This is a genomic window from Pseudaquabacterium terrae (assembly GCF_013266755.1).
GTDB classification, from domain to species: Bacteria; Pseudomonadota; Gammaproteobacteria; order Burkholderiales; family Burkholderiaceae_C; genus Pseudaquabacterium; species Pseudaquabacterium terrae.
Map to the genome: position 1 here is coordinate 736,817 of NZ_JABRWJ010000002.1, position 18,875 is coordinate 755,691.

Annotated in this window: 21 protein-coding genes; 11 read left to right on the forward strand and 10 right to left on the reverse strand. The window is 71.4% G+C overall.

From position 1 onward, the window contains the following. Positions 1–10: 10 nt before the first annotated feature. From HLB44_RS08465 to HLB44_RS08475, 3 genes are all read right to left on the reverse strand, one after another. Complete coding sequence (locus HLB44_RS08465; protein ID WP_173122098.1) at positions 11–442, reverse strand: PaaI family thioesterase; 432 nt, start codon at positions 440–442, stop codon at positions 11–13. Between the two features lie 95 nt (positions 443–537). Beyond that, positions 538–1,053 (reverse strand): GFA family protein, encoded by a 516-nt coding sequence (locus HLB44_RS08470; RefSeq protein WP_173122099.1) that lies wholly within the window; start codon positions 1,051–1,053, stop codon positions 538–540. A 17-nt stretch (positions 1,054–1,070) separates the two neighbouring features. Then, a complete protein-coding gene (locus tag HLB44_RS08475) occupies positions 1,071–1,964 on the reverse strand; it encodes a LysR family transcriptional regulator (protein ID WP_173122100.1) in 894 nt (297 codons plus the stop codon). Positions 1,965–2,066: 102 nt separating this feature from the next. Between HLB44_RS08475 and HLB44_RS08480 the strand changes: the two genes are divergently transcribed. Then, positions 2,067–3,062, forward strand: coding sequence for a Bug family tripartite tricarboxylate transporter substrate binding protein (locus HLB44_RS08480; RefSeq protein WP_173122101.1), 996 nt, complete (start codon positions 2,067–2,069; stop codon positions 3,060–3,062). Further along, on the forward strand, positions 3,059–4,543 hold the full coding sequence (locus tag HLB44_RS08485) for an N-acyl-D-amino-acid deacylase family protein (protein ID WP_173122102.1): 1,485 nt from the start codon (positions 3,059–3,061) through the stop codon (positions 4,541–4,543). The genes HLB44_RS08480 and HLB44_RS08485 overlap by 4 nt, the downstream gene beginning before the upstream one ends. Here HLB44_RS08485 and HLB44_RS08490 read toward each other — a convergent pair. After that, entirely contained in the window at positions 4,513–4,875 is a 363-nt protein-coding gene (locus tag HLB44_RS08490; RefSeq protein ID WP_173122103.1) for a c-type cytochrome, read from the reverse strand. The two genes, HLB44_RS08485 and HLB44_RS08490, sit on opposite strands and share 31 nt — an antisense overlap. Positions 4,876–4,894: 19 nt before the next feature. Further along, the gene (locus HLB44_RS08495) at positions 4,895–5,473 is read right to left on the reverse strand and encodes a ferritin-like domain-containing protein (protein ID WP_173122104.1); all 579 of its coding nucleotides are present in this window, start codon (positions 5,471–5,473) and stop codon (positions 4,895–4,897) included. A 219-nt stretch (positions 5,474–5,692) separates the two neighbouring features. On the opposite strand from HLB44_RS08495, the gene HLB44_RS08500 reads away from it, so the two are divergent. Next, entirely contained in the window at positions 5,693–6,220 is a 528-nt protein-coding gene (locus HLB44_RS08500) for a glycine zipper domain-containing protein (protein WP_173122105.1), read from the forward strand. 18 nt (positions 6,221–6,238) lie between these two features. Here HLB44_RS08500 and HLB44_RS08505 read toward each other — a convergent pair whose 3' ends face one another. The 3 genes from HLB44_RS08505 to HLB44_RS08515 all read right to left on the reverse strand — a co-directional run bounded on the left by HLB44_RS08505 (position 6,239) and on the right by HLB44_RS08515 (position 8,436). Then, positions 6,239–6,580 (reverse strand): YciI family protein, encoded by a 342-nt coding sequence (locus tag HLB44_RS08505; RefSeq protein WP_173122106.1) that lies wholly within the window; start codon positions 6,578–6,580, stop codon positions 6,239–6,241. 16 nt (positions 6,581–6,596) lie between these two features. Further along, the gene (locus tag HLB44_RS08510; protein WP_173122107.1) at positions 6,597–7,070 is read right to left on the reverse strand and encodes a VOC family protein; all 474 of its coding nucleotides are present in this window, start codon (positions 7,068–7,070) and stop codon (positions 6,597–6,599) included. A 106-nt stretch (positions 7,071–7,176) separates the two neighbouring features. Continuing rightward, the gene (locus HLB44_RS08515; RefSeq protein ID WP_173122108.1) at positions 7,177–8,436 is read right to left on the reverse strand and encodes an RNA polymerase sigma factor; all 1,260 of its coding nucleotides are present in this window, start codon (positions 8,434–8,436) and stop codon (positions 7,177–7,179) included. A 121-nt stretch (positions 8,437–8,557) separates the two neighbouring features. On the opposite strand from HLB44_RS08515, the gene HLB44_RS08520 reads away from it, so the two are divergent. From HLB44_RS08520 to HLB44_RS08535, 4 genes are all read left to right on the forward strand, one after another. Then, positions 8,558–10,087, forward strand: a complete 1,530-nt coding sequence (locus tag HLB44_RS08520) for an MFS transporter (protein WP_173122109.1) — start codon at positions 8,558–8,560, stop codon at positions 10,085–10,087. 41 nt (positions 10,088–10,128) lie between these two features. Continuing rightward, positions 10,129–10,632, forward strand: a complete 504-nt coding sequence (locus HLB44_RS08525) for a hypothetical protein (RefSeq protein WP_173122110.1) — start codon at positions 10,129–10,131, stop codon at positions 10,630–10,632. Further along, the gene (locus HLB44_RS08530) at positions 10,623–10,997 is read left to right on the forward strand and encodes a nuclear transport factor 2 family protein (RefSeq protein ID WP_173122111.1); all 375 of its coding nucleotides are present in this window, start codon (positions 10,623–10,625) and stop codon (positions 10,995–10,997) included. The genes HLB44_RS08525 and HLB44_RS08530 overlap by 10 nt, the downstream gene beginning before the upstream one ends. 61 nt (positions 10,998–11,058) lie before the next feature. Continuing rightward, positions 11,059–11,853, forward strand: a complete 795-nt coding sequence (locus HLB44_RS08535; protein ID WP_173122112.1) for an alpha/beta fold hydrolase — start codon at positions 11,059–11,061, stop codon at positions 11,851–11,853. Here HLB44_RS08535 and HLB44_RS08540 read toward each other — a convergent pair. Then, the gene (locus HLB44_RS08540) at positions 11,828–12,160 is read right to left on the reverse strand and encodes a hypothetical protein (protein WP_173122113.1); all 333 of its coding nucleotides are present in this window, start codon (positions 12,158–12,160) and stop codon (positions 11,828–11,830) included. The two genes, HLB44_RS08535 and HLB44_RS08540, sit on opposite strands and share 26 nt — an antisense overlap. After that, positions 12,157–12,621: a RidA family protein gene (locus HLB44_RS08545; protein WP_173122114.1), complete on the reverse strand. Its 465-nt coding sequence runs from the start codon at positions 12,619–12,621 to the stop codon at positions 12,157–12,159. Before HLB44_RS08545 ends, HLB44_RS08540 begins: the two co-directional genes overlap by 4 nt. A 212-nt stretch (positions 12,622–12,833) precedes the next feature. Here HLB44_RS08545 and HLB44_RS08550 point away from each other — a divergent pair, with 212 nt between their 5' ends. From HLB44_RS08550 to HLB44_RS08565, 4 genes are read left to right on the forward strand one after another with little or no spacing between them, the layout of a single operon-like run. Next, positions 12,834–13,079 (forward strand): hypothetical protein, encoded by a 246-nt coding sequence (locus tag HLB44_RS08550; protein ID WP_173122115.1) that lies wholly within the window; start codon positions 12,834–12,836, stop codon positions 13,077–13,079. Further along, positions 13,072–14,526 carry an efflux transporter outer membrane subunit gene (locus HLB44_RS08555; protein WP_173122116.1) on the forward strand — a complete coding sequence of 485 codons (1,455 nt, stop codon included), beginning with the start codon at positions 13,072–13,074 and terminating at the stop codon, positions 14,524–14,526. The genes HLB44_RS08550 and HLB44_RS08555 overlap by 8 nt, the downstream gene beginning before the upstream one ends. Continuing rightward, positions 14,523–15,749, forward strand: a complete 1,227-nt coding sequence (locus HLB44_RS08560) for an efflux RND transporter periplasmic adaptor subunit (protein ID WP_173122117.1) — start codon at positions 14,523–14,525, stop codon at positions 15,747–15,749. The genes HLB44_RS08555 and HLB44_RS08560 overlap by 4 nt, the downstream gene beginning before the upstream one ends. Further along, positions 15,746–18,856: an efflux RND transporter permease subunit gene (locus tag HLB44_RS08565; protein WP_246312123.1), complete on the forward strand. Its 3,111-nt coding sequence runs from the start codon at positions 15,746–15,748 to the stop codon at positions 18,854–18,856. The genes HLB44_RS08560 and HLB44_RS08565 overlap by 4 nt, the downstream gene beginning before the upstream one ends. Positions 18,857–18,875 lie beyond the last annotated feature (19 nt).

The window sequence follows — 18,875 nt, forward strand, 5'->3', positions numbered from 1 at the left end:
GCGCCGGCCGCTAGGCCGACGCCTCGTCGCCGACCACCGACAGGATCGTCTCGCCGGTGGCCACCAGCCGCTCACCTTCGGCGTCATGCGCGAACAACTCGCAGGCGGTGAACACCTGCGAGCGGCCGGCCTTGATCACGCGGGCGCGGGCGCTGAAACGCTCGCCGACGGCGGGGCGCAGGCAGTTGACCGAGTAGTGCGACGCCAGCACGCGGCCGGCGACCGTGGCCGCGGCATAACCGCAGGCGGTGTCGATCAGGGCGCCGACCAGGCCGGCGTGCAGGAAGCCGGCGTACTGCCCGGTGTCGCGCTTGAACGGCATGCTGATCTCGGCGCGACCGGGCTCGGCCGCGGTCACCTCGATGCCGCACCAGCGGTTGAAGGCCGCCGTCTGGTTGACAGCGCGCAGTTGTTCGAGCGTGGCGCGTGGCGACGTGCTCATGGCGGGCTTTCGAAGTGATGCTGCGTGCACTCTAGGCCGGCGGCGGCGCCGTGCCTGTCGCCTGTGCGACGGCACATGGCCACGTCCTTATGGCGCTAGGACTGCGCGTCCTTGCGCGGCGACGCCAGGCCATGCTGCTCGTGCCACTCGGCCAGCGACATCGACGGGTAGGCGTTGAAGCGCTCGTCACCCGTGCGGCCCTCCGCCTCGACCCAGTTGGCCTTCGAGCCGAGCATCAGGTGCACGTGCGCCGGCGGCACCGGCAGCGGCGTGTCGATCGCGCCGGCGTGCGGATGCACGAGCTCGGGCCAGCGCGGGTCGTACAGCCACAGCGGGCTGCCGCAGCGGCCGCAGAAGTGCCGCTGCGCGCTGCTCTCGCGCTCGCCCCCGGGGGCACTGTCGTCGGGCAGGCGCGCCTGGTAGATGCGCAGCTCGCGCTTGCCCTTCACCACCTTCAGCGTCGAGGCATCGGCGCCGAGGTTGATCGCGAATCCGCCGCTGCCGGCGGTCTTGCGGCAGATCGAGCAGTAGCAGCGCATGAAAGGCACGGGGCTGTGCGCCCAGACGCTGAATTGCACGCGGCCGCAATGGCAGGAGCCTTCAAGTTGCATGGCGTCGGTTCTCCGGTTCAGGCGGGGTCGCCGAGCGAGGTGAGCCACTGCTCGAAGCGGCGGATCGGCACCAGGTCGGCCTTCCAGGCCGGGTAGCGCAGGTAGTAGCCCTTGTCGGCCGTCACGCCCAGCGGCGACAGTTGTACCAGCTGGCCAGCCGTGTGCGCGCTGCTGGCCGCGTAGTCGGGCAGCAGCGCGATGCCCAGGCCGGCGATCGCGCCGTTCAGCGCCATCGACAGCAGGTCGTACTGCGGGCCGGCGCCCAGGTGATCCACCGGCACCGCGTCCTCCAGCCCGACCACGCGCAACCACGCCGCCCACCCGAGCGGCACGCTGGCGACGCGGATCAGCGGCAGCGTGCGCAGCCAGCGCTTGAGGTCGCCGCTCTGCACACGGTGCGGCGCCGCATAGGGCCGCACCACAAGCGGCAGCACGCGCGTTGCATGCAGCCCCGGCGCCGGGCCGTCGCAGAACTCGATCGCCGCATCGTGCGGCGAGCCCGCCAGATCGACCGGGCCGACATGTGTCGCCAGGTTCAGCGTGATCTCCGGATGCGCGGCAATGAAGCCGGCCAGGCGCGGAATCAGCCAGTAGGCGCCGAAGCTCGACGCCACCGACAGGTTCAGGCTGCCGCCGTCGCCGCGGTGCATCGCCAGGTCCTGCGTCGCGCGCTCGATCTGGCGCAGCGCCGGCGAGATCGCCGCCCAGTAGCCGCGGCCGGCGGCGGTGAGCTGCAGCCCGGCCTTGCGGCGCAGGAACAGCGGCACGCCGAGCTGGGCCTCGAGGCCGAGGATCTGGTGGCTCACGGCCCCTTGCGTCAGGTGCACTTCAACGGCGGCACGGGTGAAGCTCGAATGGCGCGCGCTGGCATCGAAGCAACGCAGCGCCCGCAGCGAGGGCAGGGTGCTCATGGATGAGAAAGTCTAATGCCTGCTGCAGAAGGATTCGATGGTCGACGCGGTGCCTCACCGATACATTGGCGCTCGACGAAGCAGCGTACGAGGAGTGTTGTCATGAGTGATGTCGATGGATTCGGGGCGCCCGGCCGGCGCCGCTGCCTGCAAGTGCTCGCCGCGGCAGCCACCGCACACGCGCTGCCGGCGCGCGCCGCCGGCTACCCCGACAAGCCGGTGCGGCTCATCGTGCCGTCGGCCGCCGGCGGCTCGCCGGACATGATCTGCCGCATCCTGGCCGAGGAGCTCGGCCGCACGCTCGGCCAGGCCTTCGTCGTCGACAACAAGCCCGGCGCCGGCGGCGCGATCGGCATGAGCGAGCTGGTGCGCGCCGCGCCCGACGGCTACACGATCGGCTACGGCAACGTCGGCACGCTGGCGATCAACCGCTCGCTGTTCACGAAGCTGCCCTACGACCCCGAGACGCTGACCGGCATCGCGCTGACCGGCACCGTGCACAACGCGCTGGTGGTGCGCAACGGGCTGCCGGTGAAGAGCGTGCGCGAGCTGATCGAGCATGCGCGTGCGCGGCCCGGCAAGCTGATGATGGGCTCGGCCGGCAACGGCACCACCGGCCACCTGGGCGGCGAGCTGTTCAAGGCGCTGACCGGGAGCTTCATCGTGCACGTGCCCTACCGCGGCAGCCCGGCCGCGATCCAGGACCTGATCGGCGGGCAGATCGACCTGATGTTCGACAACCTCGCGTCGGCGGGCCCGCACATCCAGGCCGGCCGCGTGCGCGCGCTGGGCGTCAGCGGGCCGCGGCGCAGCGCGCTGTATCCGGAGCTGCCGACGATCCAGGAGGCCGGCGTCAAGGGCTACGAGACGACCGCCTGGGGCGGGCTGGTCGGCCCGCCGGGCTTGAGTGTCGAGATCGTCGCGCTGCTGAACCGCGAGGTCAACCGGCTGGTCGCGCTGCCGGCCGTGCGCGACAAGTATGCGAAGCTGGCGGTCGAGACCCTGGCCTCGCCGCCGAGCCTGATCATGACGATGGCCAAGCTCGAGACGCCGCGCTGGGCCGAGGTCATCAAGCGTTCGGGAGCGAAGATCGAATGAAACCCGATACCGACATCATCGACACCACGCAGGCCTTCGTGATCCGCGGCGCCGAAGTCATCGATGGCAGCGGCGCGCCGCGTTTCGAGGCCGACGTCGTTGTGCGCGGCGGGCTGATCGACGCGATCGTTCCGCCCGGCAGCGCAAGCACGCCGCAGGTGCTCGACGGATCGGGCCTGATCCTGTGCCCCGGCTTCATCGACACGCATTCGCACGACGACCTGCTGGTGCTGCAGGCCACCGAGCCGCATCCGAAGCTGGCGCAGGGCGTCTGCACGGTGGTCACCGGCAACTGCGGCATCAGCTTGGCGCCCTTGCTGGTCGAGCATCCGCCGGCGCCACTGGACCTGCTGGACGCCGAGGGCGCACCGCGGCTGGCCGACTTCCGCGACTACCTGGCGCGGCTCGACGCGACGCCGCTGGCGCTGAACGTCGTGCCGCTGATCGGCCACAGCAACCTGCGCCTGAAGCACCTGGCCGACCTGCAGCGGCCGGCCGACGCCGCGCAGGTGGACGCGATGCGCGACGAGGTGAGCGCCGCGCTCGATGCCGGCGGATTCGGGCTGTCGACCGGTGTGTACTACCCGCCGGCGCGCGCCGCGACGACGGCCGAGCTGATCGGCGTCAGCGCCGCGCTGCAGGGCCGGCCCGGCGCGGTGCTGGCGATGCACCTGCGCGACGAGGCCGACCACATCGACGCGGCCATTGCCGAGGCGCTGGAGGTCGGCGCGTCGAACGGCGCGACGCTGGTGCTGTCGCACCACAAGGTGATGGGCCGCCGCAACCATGGCCGCACGCGGCAGACGCTGCAGGCGATCGAAACCGCCGCCGGCCTGCAGTCCGTGTGCATCGACTGTTATCCGTATGCGGCCTCGTCGACGATGCTGCGCCTGGACCGCATCGCCGATTCGGACGACGTGCTGATCACCACGTCGGTGCCGCATCCGGAGCAGGGCGGCCGGCGCCTGGCGGCGATCGCTGCCGACTGGGGTGTTCCCCAGTCCGAGGCGGCGCAGCGCCTGATGCCCGGCGGCGCGGTGTATTTCGCGCTGGCGGAAAGCGACGTCGAGCGTGTGCTCGTGCATCCGCTGGCGATGATCGGCTCCGACGGGCTGCCGCACGATCGCCATCCGCATCCGCGGCTGTGGGGCAGTTTTCCGCGCGTGCTCGGCCACTACAGCCGCGAGCGCGGCCTGCTGCCGCTGGAGAGCGCCGTGCACAAGATGACCGGGCTGCCGGCGCGGCGCTTCGGCCTCGCCGACCGCGGGCGGGTGGCGGTCGGGCAGGCCGCGGACCTGGTGCTCTTCGATGCCGCGCGCGTGCGCGATGCGGCGAGCTACGAAGCCCCCGCGCAGGCGCCCGAGGGCATTCACGCGGTGCTGGTCAACGGCCGGCTTGCGCAGTGGCAGGGCCGCGCGGTCGACCGCGCCGCGGGCCGCCGCCTGACCCGTCAGCGCGACGCCGACAAGGTCGCCAGGTAGGCGATCACGTCGGCGCGCTCGGCCGCATCGCCGAGCCGGTAGCCCATGCGCTGGCCGGGGATCAGGCTCTCGGGATCGGCGAGCCAGCGCTCCAGCGTCTGCGCATTCCAGCGCAGGGCGCTGGTCTTCAGCGCCGGCGAGTAGTCGAAGTCCATGACGCCGCCGGCGCGGCGCCCGACCAGGCCGGCGTGGCGCGGGCCGATGCGGTCGGTCTCGACCGCATGGCAGCCGCCGCAGCGCGCTTCGTAGAGCTTCGCGCCGCGCACCGCATCCGGCCCGGCCACCGCCGGCAGCGCTGCCGCGGCCAGCAGGCCGGCCAGCAGCGCTGCCATGGGACGCGCTTTTGGCACGCTAGGCTCCGAAGCTCAGCGCGCCGTTGGGCAGCGACTGTCCCAGCGCACCCATCAGCGCCGTGTAGTGCATCGTCTCGTCGGCGGCGAGCCGCGCTGCGACCTGGCCGAGCTTGTTGTCGCGGAAGGCCGGAATCACGCCGAGGTAGGCGTTGGTCGCGCCGAGCTCGAGCCGGGTGGCCAGCATCAGCACGTCGGCCTGGTTCTTCAGCGCGCCGGCGTTGAGCGCCTTGGCGTAGTCGTCCATCTTCTTCTCGGCCACCGGCATGCCGCCCATCTTCTGGATCGTCGCGATCAGCGCGTCGCGGTGCGCCTTGTGGTGCGACTGGAAGGCGACCGCGACGTCGAGCACCGCCTTCTGCAGCAGGCCGCTCATCGCGCCGAGCTGGTAGGCGTTGATCGCCTCGTGCTCGAGGCCGAGCGCGACGTTCAGGATGCCGACGTCGGCGGCCATCGAAGTCGACGACTGCGCATGGGCGGCGCCCGAGCCGGCGAGCAGCCCGACGGCGGCGGCCGACAGGGTGATCTGGCTGGAACGCGAAAGGAACAGGCGCCGCGGCGGCGCAATCAGCTGGCTCATGAATCTCTCCTGCGGGGGTCTTGGAAGGTGTGTCGAAAACCTCGACAGCAGGCCTTACGCGCGCCGCGGCGGATCGGATGCGGAAGTCCGCGACGGGCGTTGTAGGCCGCTTCCGACAAATCCGCGGCGCCTTGTCGCCAGTGGCGACGGGCTGCACCGGAATGGTCGCGCGCACGCCGCTTGCCTACGCTTCAGGCCACTACCTTGAAGGAGTTCACGATGACTCGGACCAGAGACATTCCCAGCACCACCGACGCCAATCTCGATCCGCTGACCGGCGCACCCGGTTCGCACCCGGTGGGCACCGGCGTCGGCGCCATTCTGGGTGGCGTCGCCACCGGCGCGGCGGTCGGCACTGCGGCCGGCCCGGTCGGCACGGCCATCGGCGCGGCGGCCGGCGCGATCGTCGGCGGCCTCGCCGGCAAGGCCATTGCCGAGCAGATCGACCCGACGGCCGAAGAGACCTATTGGCGCGAAAACTATTCGAAGCGCCCCTACGTCGACTACGGCGCGCCGTTCGACGACTACTCGCCGGCCTACAACTACGGCGTCGATGCGTACAGCCGCTTCCCGGGCGAGCGTTATGAAGACATCGAGCCGCGCCTGGCATCCGATTGGGACAGCGTGCGCGGCGAGTCGAACCTGACCTGGGAACGCGCAAAGGACGCCACGCGCGACGCATGGCAGCGTGTCAGCGACACGATCGAACGCGCGACGCCGGGCGACTCCGACCGCGACGGCAAGTAAACCCGCCCGGTGCGGTCCTCAGCGCAAGGGCCGCACTTCGATGCAATCGGTTCGCGCGGCAGGCATCTGCTGTGCGATGCGGATCGCTTCGTTCAGGTCCTTCGCCTCGATCAGGAAGAAGCCGCCGAAGAGCTCGCTGGTCTCGGCGAACGGACCGTCGGTGATCGACACGCGGCCGCCGCGCATGCGCACGCAGGTCGCCGTTTCCGGTGGCTGCAGTGCATGCGCGGCGATGCCGTGGCCCTGGCGTTGCAGCTGCGCGAAGTAGTCGACCTGCTCGCCCATGCAGGCTTCGAGCTCGGCGGGCGACTGCGTCTCGAGCCGGCCGTTTTCGCAGTAGACGAAACACAGGTAGCGCATCGGGGCTCCTTGGATCTCAGGATTTCTCGTAGGCGGCGTGCAGGCCGGCGATGTCGAACTTGACCATGCCGAGCATCGCCTGCATCACGCGCTGTGCGCGCTGCGGATCGGGGTCGGTCAACAACTTCTCCAGCACCGACGGCACGACCTGCCAGGAGACGCCGAACCGGTCGGTCAACCAGCCGCACTGCTGCGTGCTGCCGCCTTCGGAGAGGCCCACCCACAGGTGATCGATCTCGGCCTGCGTCTCGCAGCGCACGACGAAGGAGATCGCCGGCGAGAACTTGAACATCGGCCCACCGTTCAGCGCGATGAACTCCTGGCCCTCGAGCTCGAAGCTGGCGGTCATCACGCTGCCTTTCGGGCCGGGGCCGGCTTCGCCATAACGCGCGACCTTGCCAGTCCTGGCGTTATTGAACAGACGGGTGTAGAGCTCGACGGCTTCTTCGGCTTGCGTGTCGAACCACAGGAACGGGGCGATCTTCTGCATGGTGCTGTCCTCGTGAAGGGTATGCGGCCGACAGGTGGCTCGCGTCGCTAGACGAACGGCGGGTGCGTGATTCGACATCGCGCGCCGTCTTTTTTTCGAGCCGCCTTCAGGCCGGCGGCAACGCGGCCAGCCGGCGCTGCAGGAAACGCCGCTCGGGCTCCTGCTGCGCCAGCGCCAGCGCGGCTTCGTAGGCACGGCGCGCCTCGGCGAAGCGGCCGAGCCGGCGGCACAGCTCGGCGCGCGACGCCTGCGCCAGGTGGTATTGCGCCAGCTCGCCGCGCGCCAGCAGCGCGTCGATCAGCGCCAGCCCGGCGGCCGGCCCGTCGCGCATCGCCAGCGCCGCCGCATGGTTCAACGCGACCACCGGCGAGGGCTCCTGCTGCAGCAGCAGCTCGTACAGGGCGACGATCTGCGGCCAGTCGGTCGCCGCCGGCGTCGCTGCCGCGGCGTGCAGTGCGGCGATCGCCGCCTGCAGCGTGTACGGCCCGGCGCGGCCGGCGCGCAGCGCGCGCTGCACCAGGCCGCGGCCTTCGGCGATCAGTGCACGGTCCCAGCGGCCGCGGTCCTGGTCGTCCAGCAGCACCAGCTCGCCGTCGGCCGTGCTGCGCGCGGCGCGGCGTGATTCGTGCAGCAGCATCAACGCCAGCAGCGCGGGGAGCTCGGCGCCGGCGGCCTCCGGCGGCAGCAGCTCGAGCAGCAGCCGGCCGAGCCGGATCGCCTCGGCCGACAGGTCGTGGCGCGTCAGCGCCGGCCCGGCGGCCGGTGAATAACCTTCGTTGAACACGAGGTAGACCACGCGCAGCACCGGCTCCAGCCGCGCCGGCCACTCGCCGTCGGCCGGCACCTGGTACGGGATGCGGGCCTCGCGGATCTTGGTCTTCGCGCGCACGATGCGCTGCGCCAGCGTCGGTGCGCCGGTCAGGAAGGCATGGGCGATCGCCTCGGTCGTCAGCCCGCAGACCTCGCGCAGCGTCAGGGCCACTTGCGCGTCCGGCGCCAGCGCCGGGTGGCAGCAGGTGAAGATCAGCCGCAGCCGGTCGTCCTCGATCGGCTCGCGCTCGTTGGGTGCATCGCCCAGGCTGGCCGGGTCGACCGCGTCCGCATCGTCGGCGAGCGGCTCGAAACGCGCGCCGCGGCGCAGCGCATCGATGGCCTTGTAGCGGCCGGCCGAGACCAGCCAGGCGCGCGGGTTGTCCGGCAGGCCGTCGCGCGGCCAGTGTTCGAGCGCGGCACGAAAGGCCTCGTGCAGCGCCTCTTCGGCGCGGTCGAAGTCGCCGAGCAGCCGCACCAGCGTCGCGAAGATGCGGCGCGACTCGCTGCGGTAGATCGCATCGATCGTGGCGTGCAGCTCGGCGGATGCGCTCATGCAACGGAGTGTGCCGTGGCCCTGGGGTACGGGGGTTTCCCGCGACGGCTAGCATGGCTGTCGATTTGCAGCCGCGTCCTTCGTCGTGCAGGCAGATCCCACTTCAGCACGAGAGCGCAACATGACGCATCCCCCTCCCGGCCCGCGGGCGACCCGGCGCGAATGGATCGGCCTGGCCGTGATCGCGCTGCCCTGCCTGGTCTACGCGATGGACCTGACGGTGCTGAACCTGGCGCTGCCGGCGCTGAGCGCGGAGCTCAAGCCGTCGAGCGCGCAGCTGCTGTGGATCGTCGACATCTACGGCTTCCTCGTCGCCGGCTTCCTGATCACGATGGGCACGCTCGGCGACCGCCTCGGCCGGCGCAAGCTGATGCTGATCGGCGCCGCGGCCTTCGGCCTCGCGTCGGCGGCGGCCGCGTTCGCGCGGAGCGCCGAGATGCTGATCTTCTGGCGCGCCGTGCTCGGCATCGCCGGTGCCACGGTGGCGCCCTCGACGATGTCCCTGATCCGCAACATGTTCCACGACGAGCAGCAGCGCCGCTTCGCGATCGGCGTGTGGATCGCGAGTTATTCGGTCGGCGGCGCGATCGGCCCGCTGGTCGGCGGCGTGCTGCTGCAGTTCTTCCACTGGAGCGCCGTGTTCTGGCTGGCGGTGCCGGTGATGGGCCTGCTGCTGCTGCTGGGCCCGGCGCTGCTGCCCGAGTACCGCGACCGCCAGGCCGGCCGCATCGATGCGGCGAGCGTCGTGCTGTCGCTCGGCGCCGTGCTGGCGACGATCTACGGGCTGAAGCAGACGGCCGAGCACGGGCCATCGCTGGTCCCGCTGGGGATCGCGGCGCTCGGCATCGCGCTGGCCATCACCTTTGTGCGGCGGCAGCGCAGGCTCGCTTATCCGCTGCTCGACCTGGCGCTCTTTCGCACGCCGACCTTCGGCGCAGCGATCGCCGCCTACGCGCTGTCGTGCCTCGCCATGATGGGCGTGTACATCTTCATCACGCAGTATTTGCAGGGGGTGCTCGGGCTGACGCCGCTCGAGGCGGGGCTGGTCACGCTGCCCTGGGGCATCGGCTTCGTCGCCGGCTCGCTGCTGGCGCCCAAGCTCGCGCAGCGCGTGCCGCCGCTGGCGATCCTGGTCTGGGGCCTGGTCGCCGGCGCGATCGGCATGCTGCTGCTGGTGCCCGCCGACGGCCGCTTCGCGCTGCCGCTGATGATCGCCAGCATGGTCGTGATGAGCCTCGGCATGGCGCCGGTGTTCACGATCGGCAACGAGCTGATCATCACCGCCGCGCCGCCGCAGCGCGCCGGCGCGGCCTCGGCGCTGTCGGAGACCAGCGCGGAATTCAGCGGTGCGCTCGGCATCGCGGTGTTCGGCAGCGTCGGCATGGCGCTGTACCGCGGGCGGCTGGCGGCGGCGATGCCGGCCGGCTTGCCGGCGGACGCCGAACGCGCGGCCGCGGCGACGCTGGGCGGTGCGCTGGCCGCGGCCGACGCGGCGGCGGGGCCGGCCGGCGCCGCGCTGCAGGCGGCGGCGCGCGCGGCCTTCGGCGATGCGCTGCAACTCACCGCGGCGCTGGGCACCGTTGTGGTTATCGTTGCCGCCGTGCTGGCGGCGCGGATCGGCCGGGAGAGGGTCGTGGCGCAGGGCGCGTAGCGCTATGCTGCCGCTGTTGCAGGTCCGCACGCGAGGCTGGCATGGGCACACCCACTGCGCTTCTTCCATTGACTGCTGCCGTGCTGTTGATGATGGCCTGGCATCGCTCCCGGCTGCATGGCCTGATCCTGATCGCGATCGCCAGTGTTTTGCTCAGCGGGCCGCTCGGCGCGACCGCACTCGACGCTGAGGCGGCCCAGGGTGCGCTGCTCGCGGCCAGCGCGCTGCTCGCGGGGGGCGCGTGGTCGCTGTTCGCGGCGCTCGCGCGGCCCGGGCCCTCACGATCGATCAATCCGCAGCAGCGCTCCGGGGCGAGTGCGATTGCGCATGTGGCCTTGCGCCTGCTCGTCTGTGCCTTCGTCGCGATGTTCGCGTCGATGTTCGGCACGATCGCGCCGGGCATCGCCGACGCGGTCCCCGCGTTGACGGGCTACGGCATGGCAGGCGCTATCCTGCTGCTCGTCTGGTCGCTCTGGCCTGTCACCGAATACCACCGCGCATCATGTCCTTCACGATCACGCCTTCCGTCGCCTCAATGTCCATAGCCCCTGAAGTGATCGTCCAGCGCCAGCTCGACGCCTACAACGCCAAGGACCTCGAGGCCTGGCTCGCCACCTATGCCGAGGACGCGAAGCAGTACGAACACCCGGGCAAGTTGCTGACCGACGGCCACGCACAGATCCGCGCGCGCACCGCGCCGCGCTTTGCCGAGCCGAACCTGCATGCGCGACTGATCACGCGCTCGGTGATGGGCAAGGTGGTCATCGATCATGAAGAGGTCACGCGGACCTTCCCCGAAGGGCCCGGCCATGTCGAGCTGGTGTGCATCTACGTCGTCGAGCACGGGCTGATCCAGTCGGCGTCCTTTGTTTTCGGGCCGCCGGTGCTGGCCCCCCAGCCTACCGCCTGACCCCCGGCGCGGTCGCGCCGCTTTGGCCAAGCCGAAGGTTCGGGCCGCGAAACTGCGGGACATGCCAACGCTCACTCCCCCCGTGCACCCGGTGCTGCTCGACGACCGGCGCCACGACGTGCTGCGCCTGGGCAGCGGCGCCCCGGTGATCGTGCTGATCAATGGCGCCGGCGGGCCGGTCGATGCCTGGTTCCGCCTGCTGCCCCTGCTCGACGGATTGGGCACGCTGTTCGCGTACAACCGCCCGGGCATCGGCCGCAGCGCGCCGCCGCAGGCGCCGCAGACGAGCGCCGAGGTCGTGCGCACGCTGCGCCGGCTGCTGGCCGCATTGCGCCTCGCGCCGCCGTACCTGCTGGTCGCGCATTCGCTCGGCGGGCTGCATGCGCAATGGTTCGCGCGCGCGCATCCGCAGGAGGTCGGCGCGGTCGTGCTGCTCGACGCCACCGCGCCGCAGGACATCGCGCTGATGCAGTCGGGCGAGAGCGCGCTGCAGCGCGGCTTGCGTCGGCTGATCGACCGCTGGTCGCCGCCCGATCCGCTCGGCGAGACGCAGCAGGCTGCCATCAGCGCGGCCGCGCTGCAGGCCCTGCCGCCGTTCCCACCGCTGCCGCTGCGCGTGATCACCGGCGCGCGGCCGGCACTGCGCTGGCTGACGCCGGCTGCGCAGCTCGCCGGCCGCGCGCAGCACCAGCAGGAACTGGCCCGGTTGTCCCCGTGCGGCCGCCAGCTGATCGCTGCACGCAGCGGGCACTTTCCGCAATTCACCGAGCCGGCGCTGGTGGCCGCGGCGATCCGTGCGCTGGCGGCGGGTCAGGCGCCGACGGCGCGCGTCATGCACCCATCCACCAGCCGATGAGCGCCACGGCCGCGGCCACGCCGGGCAGCAGATTGCCGAGCCACACGCGCCGCTTGCCCGGACGATGGCCGGCCAGGCGCGCCTCGCCTTCGAGCAGCGCCCAGCGGTGCTCACGCGTCATGCCGTAGGCCACCCAGGCGCCGCTGACCAGCAACGCGACGACGATCGCGCCGAGCAGCGCCGGCATCAGCGCATGGCGCCAGAAGAGCAGCGGCACGAAGGCCAGGAAGCCGGCCACAGCGAAGACCTTCAAGCGGTCCTGCTCCACGTGTTCGAGCTCGTCCCCTGCCACGAGCGGTGCTTTCAAGCGAACTCCACGACCGCCTCGATCTCGACCGCGAAGCCGCGCGGCAGCGAGCCGACGCCGATCGCCGATCGTGCGTGTTCGCCGCGCGTGCCGAGCACCTCGATCAGCAGGTCCGAGCAGCCGTTGATCACCTCGGTGTGGCCGGTGAAGTCGGGCGTCGCGTTGACCATGCCGAAGACCTTGACCACCTGCTTGATGCGTTCGAGATCGCCGAGCGCCAGCTGGGTCACTGCCAGCAGGTACAGGCCGATCTCGCGCGCATGCGCCTTGGCTGCGTCGACCGACACCTCGGCACCGACCTTCGGCACCGGGCCGCCGCCCTCGCGCAGCGGGGCGCCCTTGCCCGACAGGGTCAGCAGGTTGCCGGCGATCGTGAAGGGCTTGAAGCTGCCGCGTGGCGTGGTCACGGCCGGCAGCGTGAGGCCGAGGGCGAGCAGGCGCGATTGAATGGTCTCGGGCATCAGCGGTGGGAGTGAGGAAAGGGGTTTCGCGGTCGCTCACTGCAGCGCGTACAGCTTGCCGTCCGCGCCGCCAATATAGATCACGCGCCCGCCCTGCGGCGCCATTTCATCCGTAATCGCGGCGCCGCCATTCGCAACCGCAGCGCAACGCCGCCCGGGCGAAATACGAATCCTGGTGCAGCCCCGCACCGCCCGCAACAGGAGACGAGTTCATGTCTGCCACGCACACCCTGGCCCCGAGCCGCCTGACGACGACCCGCTGGTTCGAGCGCTGGGTCGGCCAGCTCGCCGATGCCCTGCGCCGACCGCCGTCGTTCGACGATCTGCGCGGCCTCGATGCCCGCACGCTCGCCGACATCGGCATCGATGCCAGCGAGATCAGCTCCGTCGAGGCGGAGGCGCGCCAGCAGCGCCCGCTGACGCGCAAGCGCATCGTCCGGGGGAGCCGGCATGCATGAGCCGACCCTGCGCGCCGCGGCGCTGCCGCTGGCCGTCGTGGCGAGCCTGCTCTTCGCCGGCTGCGCAACGCCGCCGGCACCGGCGAACGAAGCCTTGTCGTTCGGCTCCGTCACGCTGCCGCAGCCGGGCGCCGCCACGAGCCTGCAATTCCAGAGGGACTTGAGCATCGAGCGCTGGTGGGTGCTGTTCGACGACCCGGCGCTGACCCGCCTGGTCGACGACGCGCTGCGCGACAGCCACGACCTCGCCGCCGCCGCGGCGCGGGTGCGCTCAGCGCGCGCACAGCTCGACGAGCGGCGCGGTGCGCAGGGCCCGGCGCTCGAGCTGCAGGCCGGCCACACCCGTGCGCGGCAGGCCGGCTTCGATGCCACCGGCACGCAGCACACGGCCGCGCTCGCTGGTCGTTATGAGCTGGACCTGTGGAGCAGGCTGGCGTCGGGCAGCGAATCGGCGCGCCAGAGCCTGCTGGCGCAAGCGTGGGCGCAGGCCGCGCTGCAGGCCAGCCTCGCCGCGCAACTGGCCGACGCCTGGTTCGCGCTGCGCGCGCTCGATCGCCAGATGCAGATCAGCGACGCGCTGCGCGAATCGCGCCGCGGCACGCTGCGCCTGCGCCACCAGGAGCGCGCGATCGGCGCAGCCAGCGAATTCGAGCTGCGCCGCGCCGAGGCGGAGCTGGCCGGCAGCGAGAGCTCGCTGGCAGGGATGAAGCGGCAGCGCAGCGCATTGGAGTCAGGCATCGCCTTGCTGGCCGGCCGCCCGGTGCATCAGATCGCGACGCTGACGATGCCGGCCGCGCCGCTCGACGTCAGCCAGCCATTCACGGCCCGCCTGCCGCAGGGCAACGCCGCCGAACTGCTCGCGCGCCGCCCCGACATCCGCCAGGCCGAGGCCGAGCTCGCCGCGGCGCGCGCCAACGTCAGCGCCGCGCGGGCCGCGACGCTGCCTTCGATCGTGCTCGCCGGCAACGTCGGCAGCGACGCGCGCAGCCTGAGCCGCCTGTTCGAAGGGCCCGGCTTCTTCTGGTCGCTCGCGCTCAGCGCCTCGCAGGTGCTGTTCGATGGCGGCCAGGCGCAGGCCCGCGTGCGCGGCGCCGATGCCCGAGCGGACGAGCTGTTGGCGAGTTATCGAAAGACAGTGACCGCGGCGCTGATCGACCTGCGCGACGCCTACGCCGAGCTCGAATTCAGCGAGGAGGCGCAGCGCGCCGAGCAGCAACGCGTGGCTGCGCTCGGCCGCGCGCGCGGCCTGGCCCAGCTGGGCGTGCGCAACGGCGCGCTCGGCACGCTGGACCTGCTGGACGCCGAGCGCAACCACTACCAGGCGCAGCTGGCCGAGGTCGACGCGCTGCGCGACCGGCTGCAGGGCCAGGTCGCCGCCTTCAAGGCGGTCGGCGGCGGCTGGAGCCCGGCCACGCTGGCCAAGAACACTTCCGGAGAACCTTCATGAGATGGCCTTTCAAGAACCCCGACTCACTGCTGCCCGGGCCGCTGGCCGCCGTGCCGCGCCGCCACGTGATCGGCACCGCCGCGGTGCTGCTGATGGGCGCTGGCGCGGCCGGCTGGCTGGTCAGCGCGCACAGCGGCGAGACCGATGACGTTCAATCGCGCAAGCAGGTCGCCGCATCCCACGCGGCCGCGTTGCCAGCGAGCCTGACGGTGCAGGTGCTGACGCCGCAGCGCCAGACCATCGCGCGCGGCCTTGCCGCCACCGGCAGCGTGGCCGCGCGCGACGAATTGATCGTCGGCTCGGATGCCTCCGGCGTGCGCCTGCTCGAGGTGCGAGTGGAGGTCGGCAGCGTGGTGAAGAAGGGCGACCTGCTGGCCCGCGCCGACGATGCGCAACTGCTCGCGCAGCTCGCGCAATCGGCGGCGCAGATCAAGGCCGCCGAGGTCGAGCTGCGCCAGGCCGAGGCCAATCTCGAGCGCGCCGAGCGCGTCGAGGAGTCGGGCCTCTACAGCGTCGAAGCGGTGCAGACGCGCCGCACGGCGATGCAGGCCGCCGCCGCGAAGCTGGAGCTGACGCAGGCGCAGCGCCGCGAGCTCGACGTGAAGCTCGCACAGACCCGCGTACTCGCACCGGCCGACGGCGTGATCGCCAAGCGCGCAGCCACCGTCGGCGCGGTGCTGCAGCCGGGCATCGAGCTGTTCCGGCTGATCCGCGACCAGCAGCTCGACTGGCTGGCCGAGCTGCCCAGCCACGCGCTGGCGCAGGTGCGCCCGGGCGTGGCGGTGCAGCTGCTGCTCGACGATGGGCGCACGCTGTCAGCGGCCGTGCGCCTGGTGGCGCCGACGCTCGATGCCGGATCGCGCAACGGGCTGGTGCACGTGGCGCTGCCCGCAGCCGCCGGCCTGAAGGCCGGCAGTCACGCGCGCGGCGAGATTCTGGTCGGCGAAGCCCGCGTGCTGACGCTGCCCGACAGCGTGCTGCTGATGCGCGACGGCCAACCGCACGTCTTCGAGCTCGGCAGCGACAGCATCGCGCGGCTGAAGCGCATCGAGACCGGCCTGCGCCAGCGCGGGCTGATCGAGGTGACCGCCGGCCTGACCGAATCGAGCCGCGTCGTCGGCACCGGCGCCGGCTTCGTCAAGGACGGCGAGCGCGTGCAGGTCGCGCCCGCTCCACAGGCCAGCGCGCAAGTGACCGGAGTGCCCGGAGGACCCAGGACATGATGCAGAACATCTCGGCGAAGTCGATTCGCCAGCCGATCCCGTCGATCATCCTTTTCATCCTGCTGACGCTGGCTGGGCTGCTCGGCTTTCACAAGCTCGGCATCAACCAGTACCCGGACATCGACATCCCGGTCGTCACCGTCACGGTGAACGATCCGGGCGCCGCGCCGGCCGAGCTGGAGACGCAGGTCGCGCGCATCGTCGAGAACGCGGTGGCCACGGTCGGCGATGTGGCGCACATCCGCTCGACCGTCAGCGACGGCTCGTCGGCGACCTCGGTCGAGTTCCACTTCGGCAAGGACGTCGACCGTGCCGTCAGCGACGTGCGCGATGCGGTGACGCGCATCCGCGGCGACCTGCCTGGCAGCGTCAACGAGCCGGTGATCACGCGCATGACGACCTCCGGCGGTCCGATGATGACCTATGTCGTGAAAGGCGCGGCCGGGCAGCTGAAGATGGCACCCGACCAGCTGTCGTGGTTCGTCGACAACGAGGTCGCGAAGCGGCTGCTGACGGTGCCCGGCGTCGGCCAGGTCAAGCGCGTCGGCGGCATCGACCGCGAAGTGCGCATCGTGCTCGATCCGCAGCGGCTGAACGCCCACGGCATCACCGCCGCCGAGGTCAGCAAGCAACTGCGCGCGACCAACATCAACCTGCCGGGCGGCAAGGCCACCGTCGGCGGCCACGAGCAGAGCATCCGCACGCTCGGCGGCGCGCAGTCGATCGAGGCGCTGCGCGCGCTGCAGATCGGCCTGCGCGACGGCCGCACGCTGCGCCTGGGCGACCTCGGCACGGTGATCGACGACGCCGCCGAAGCGACGCAGGACGCCTTCGTCGATGGCCAGCGCGTGGTCGCCTTCCAGGTCATCCGCGGCATCGGCTCGTCGTCGGTCGACGTCGCGCGCGCAGTCGAGAAGGCGGTGCAGCAGATCGACCAGGCGCATGCCAACGTCGACGTGACGCTGTTCAATTCGACGGTCGAGTTCACGAAGGAGAGTTACTACGCCTCGATCGAGGCGCTGATCCTCGGCGCGCTGCTGGCCGTGGTCGTCGTCTTCTGGTTCCTGCGCGACTGGCGCGCGACCTTGATCTCGGCCATCGCGATGCCGCTGTCGGTGATCCCGACCTTCATCGTGATGTCCTGGCTCGGCTTCTCGCTGAACCTGATCACGCTGCTCGGGCTGTCGCTCGTGGTCGGCATCCTGGTCGACGATGCGATCGTCGAGGTCGAGAACATCGTGCGCCACATGCGCATGGGCAAGAGCGCGTACCAGGCAGCGATCGACGCGGCCGACGAGATCGGGCTGGCGGTGGTGGCGACGACGCTGGCGATCGTCGCGGTGTTCGTGCCCGTGAGCTTCATGTCCGGCGTGCCCGGGCAGTTCTTCCGCCAGTTCGGCATCTCGGTGGCGGTGGCGGTTGTCTTCTCGCTGCTGGTCGCGCGGCTGCTGACGCCGGTGATGGGCGCCTACTGGCTCAAGCCGCACGGCACGACGCAGACCGAGGACGGCCCGGTGATGCGGCGCTACCTCGCGCTCGTGCGCTGGGGCCTGAAGCACCGCAAGCTGGCGATGTTGTCGGGCGTGGGCCTGTTCGCCGGTTCGATGGCGCTGGCGCCGCTGCTGCCGAGCGGCTTCATTCCGAACAGCGATCGTTCGGTGTCGACGATCAACTTCGAGCTGCCGCCCGGCACGCGCCTGGCCGACACCGCGGCCGCCGCCGAAGCAGCGCGGCAGCTGTTGGCGCGCCATCCGGAAGTGAAGGCGGTGCTGGCGACGGTGGGCACCGGCGCCGCGCTCGATGGCATGGGCACCGCCGGCAATGCCGAATCGCGCGCCGGCACGATGACGGTGTCGCTGGTGCCGCCGTCGAAACGCGACGTCACGCAGCGTGAATTCGAGAAGCAGGTCGAGCGCGAGCTGCGTTCGATCCCGGGCCTGCGTTTCCGCTTCGGCGGCGGCGAGGCCGGCGAGACGCTGGAGGTGATCCTGGTCGGCGACAACCCGCGTTCGCTGGAGCAGGCGGCGGAAAACGTCGAGCGCGAGATGCGCGGCGTGCCCGGTGTCGGCAACCCGGCGGCGGCTTCGTCGCTGAAGCGGCCGGAGCTGGTCGTGCGGCCGGACCTGGCGCGCGCGGCGGACCTGGGCGTCACGGTCAGCGACCTCGCGACGACGGTGCGCGTGGCGACCATCGGCGACAGCGCGACGCAACTGCCGAAGTTCCACCTCGACGAGCGCAGCCTGCCGATCCGCGCGCAGCTGGCGCTGCCGGCGCGCGACGACCTCGATACGCTGCGGCTGCTGCGCGTGCCGACTGCAGATGGCAAGAGCGTCACGCTCGACACCGTCGCGACGCTGGAGATGGCCTCGGGCTCGGCGCAGATCACGCGCTTCGACCGCCAGCGCAGCGTCAGCATCCGCGCCGATGTCGGCGGTGCGCCGCTCGGTGAGGTCAACGAGGCGATTGCCAAGCTGCCGTCGGTGCGCCAGCTGCCGTCGGACGTGCGCCAGGTCGAATACGGCGACAGCGAGCGCATGACGCAGCTGTTCGAGGACTTCGGCATCGCGATGATCGCCGGCGTGCTGCTCGTCTACTGCGTGCTGGTGCTGCTGTTCCACGACTTCGCGCAGCCGGTGACGATCATGGCGGCGCTGCCGCTGTCGATCGGCGGGGCGCTCGGCCTGCTGCTGCTGGCGGGCGAGGCGATGAGCCTGCCGGCGACGATCGGCATCCTGATGCTGATGGGCATCGTGACGAAGAACTCGATCCTGCTGGTGGAGTACGCGCTGGTCGCGCTGAAGAACGGCGCGTCGCGGCGCGAGGCGATGCTCGATGCCTGCAGCAAGCGCGCGCAGCCGATCCTGATGACGACGGTGGCGATGGGCGCCGGCATGCTGCCGATCGCGCTGAAGATCGGCGCCGACGCCGACTTCCGCGCACCGATGGCGATCGCGGTGATCGGCGGGCTGATCACCTCGACGGTGCTGTCGCTGTTCTACGTGCCGGTGGTGTTCAGTTATGTCGACGATGCGAAGCGGTGGGTCCTGCAGCGCTTCGAGCGGCCGGTGGCACCGGGGCAGGACGCCCAACCTGTCTCCGTCGAGTAAGGGGGTGCGCCCGCGGGCG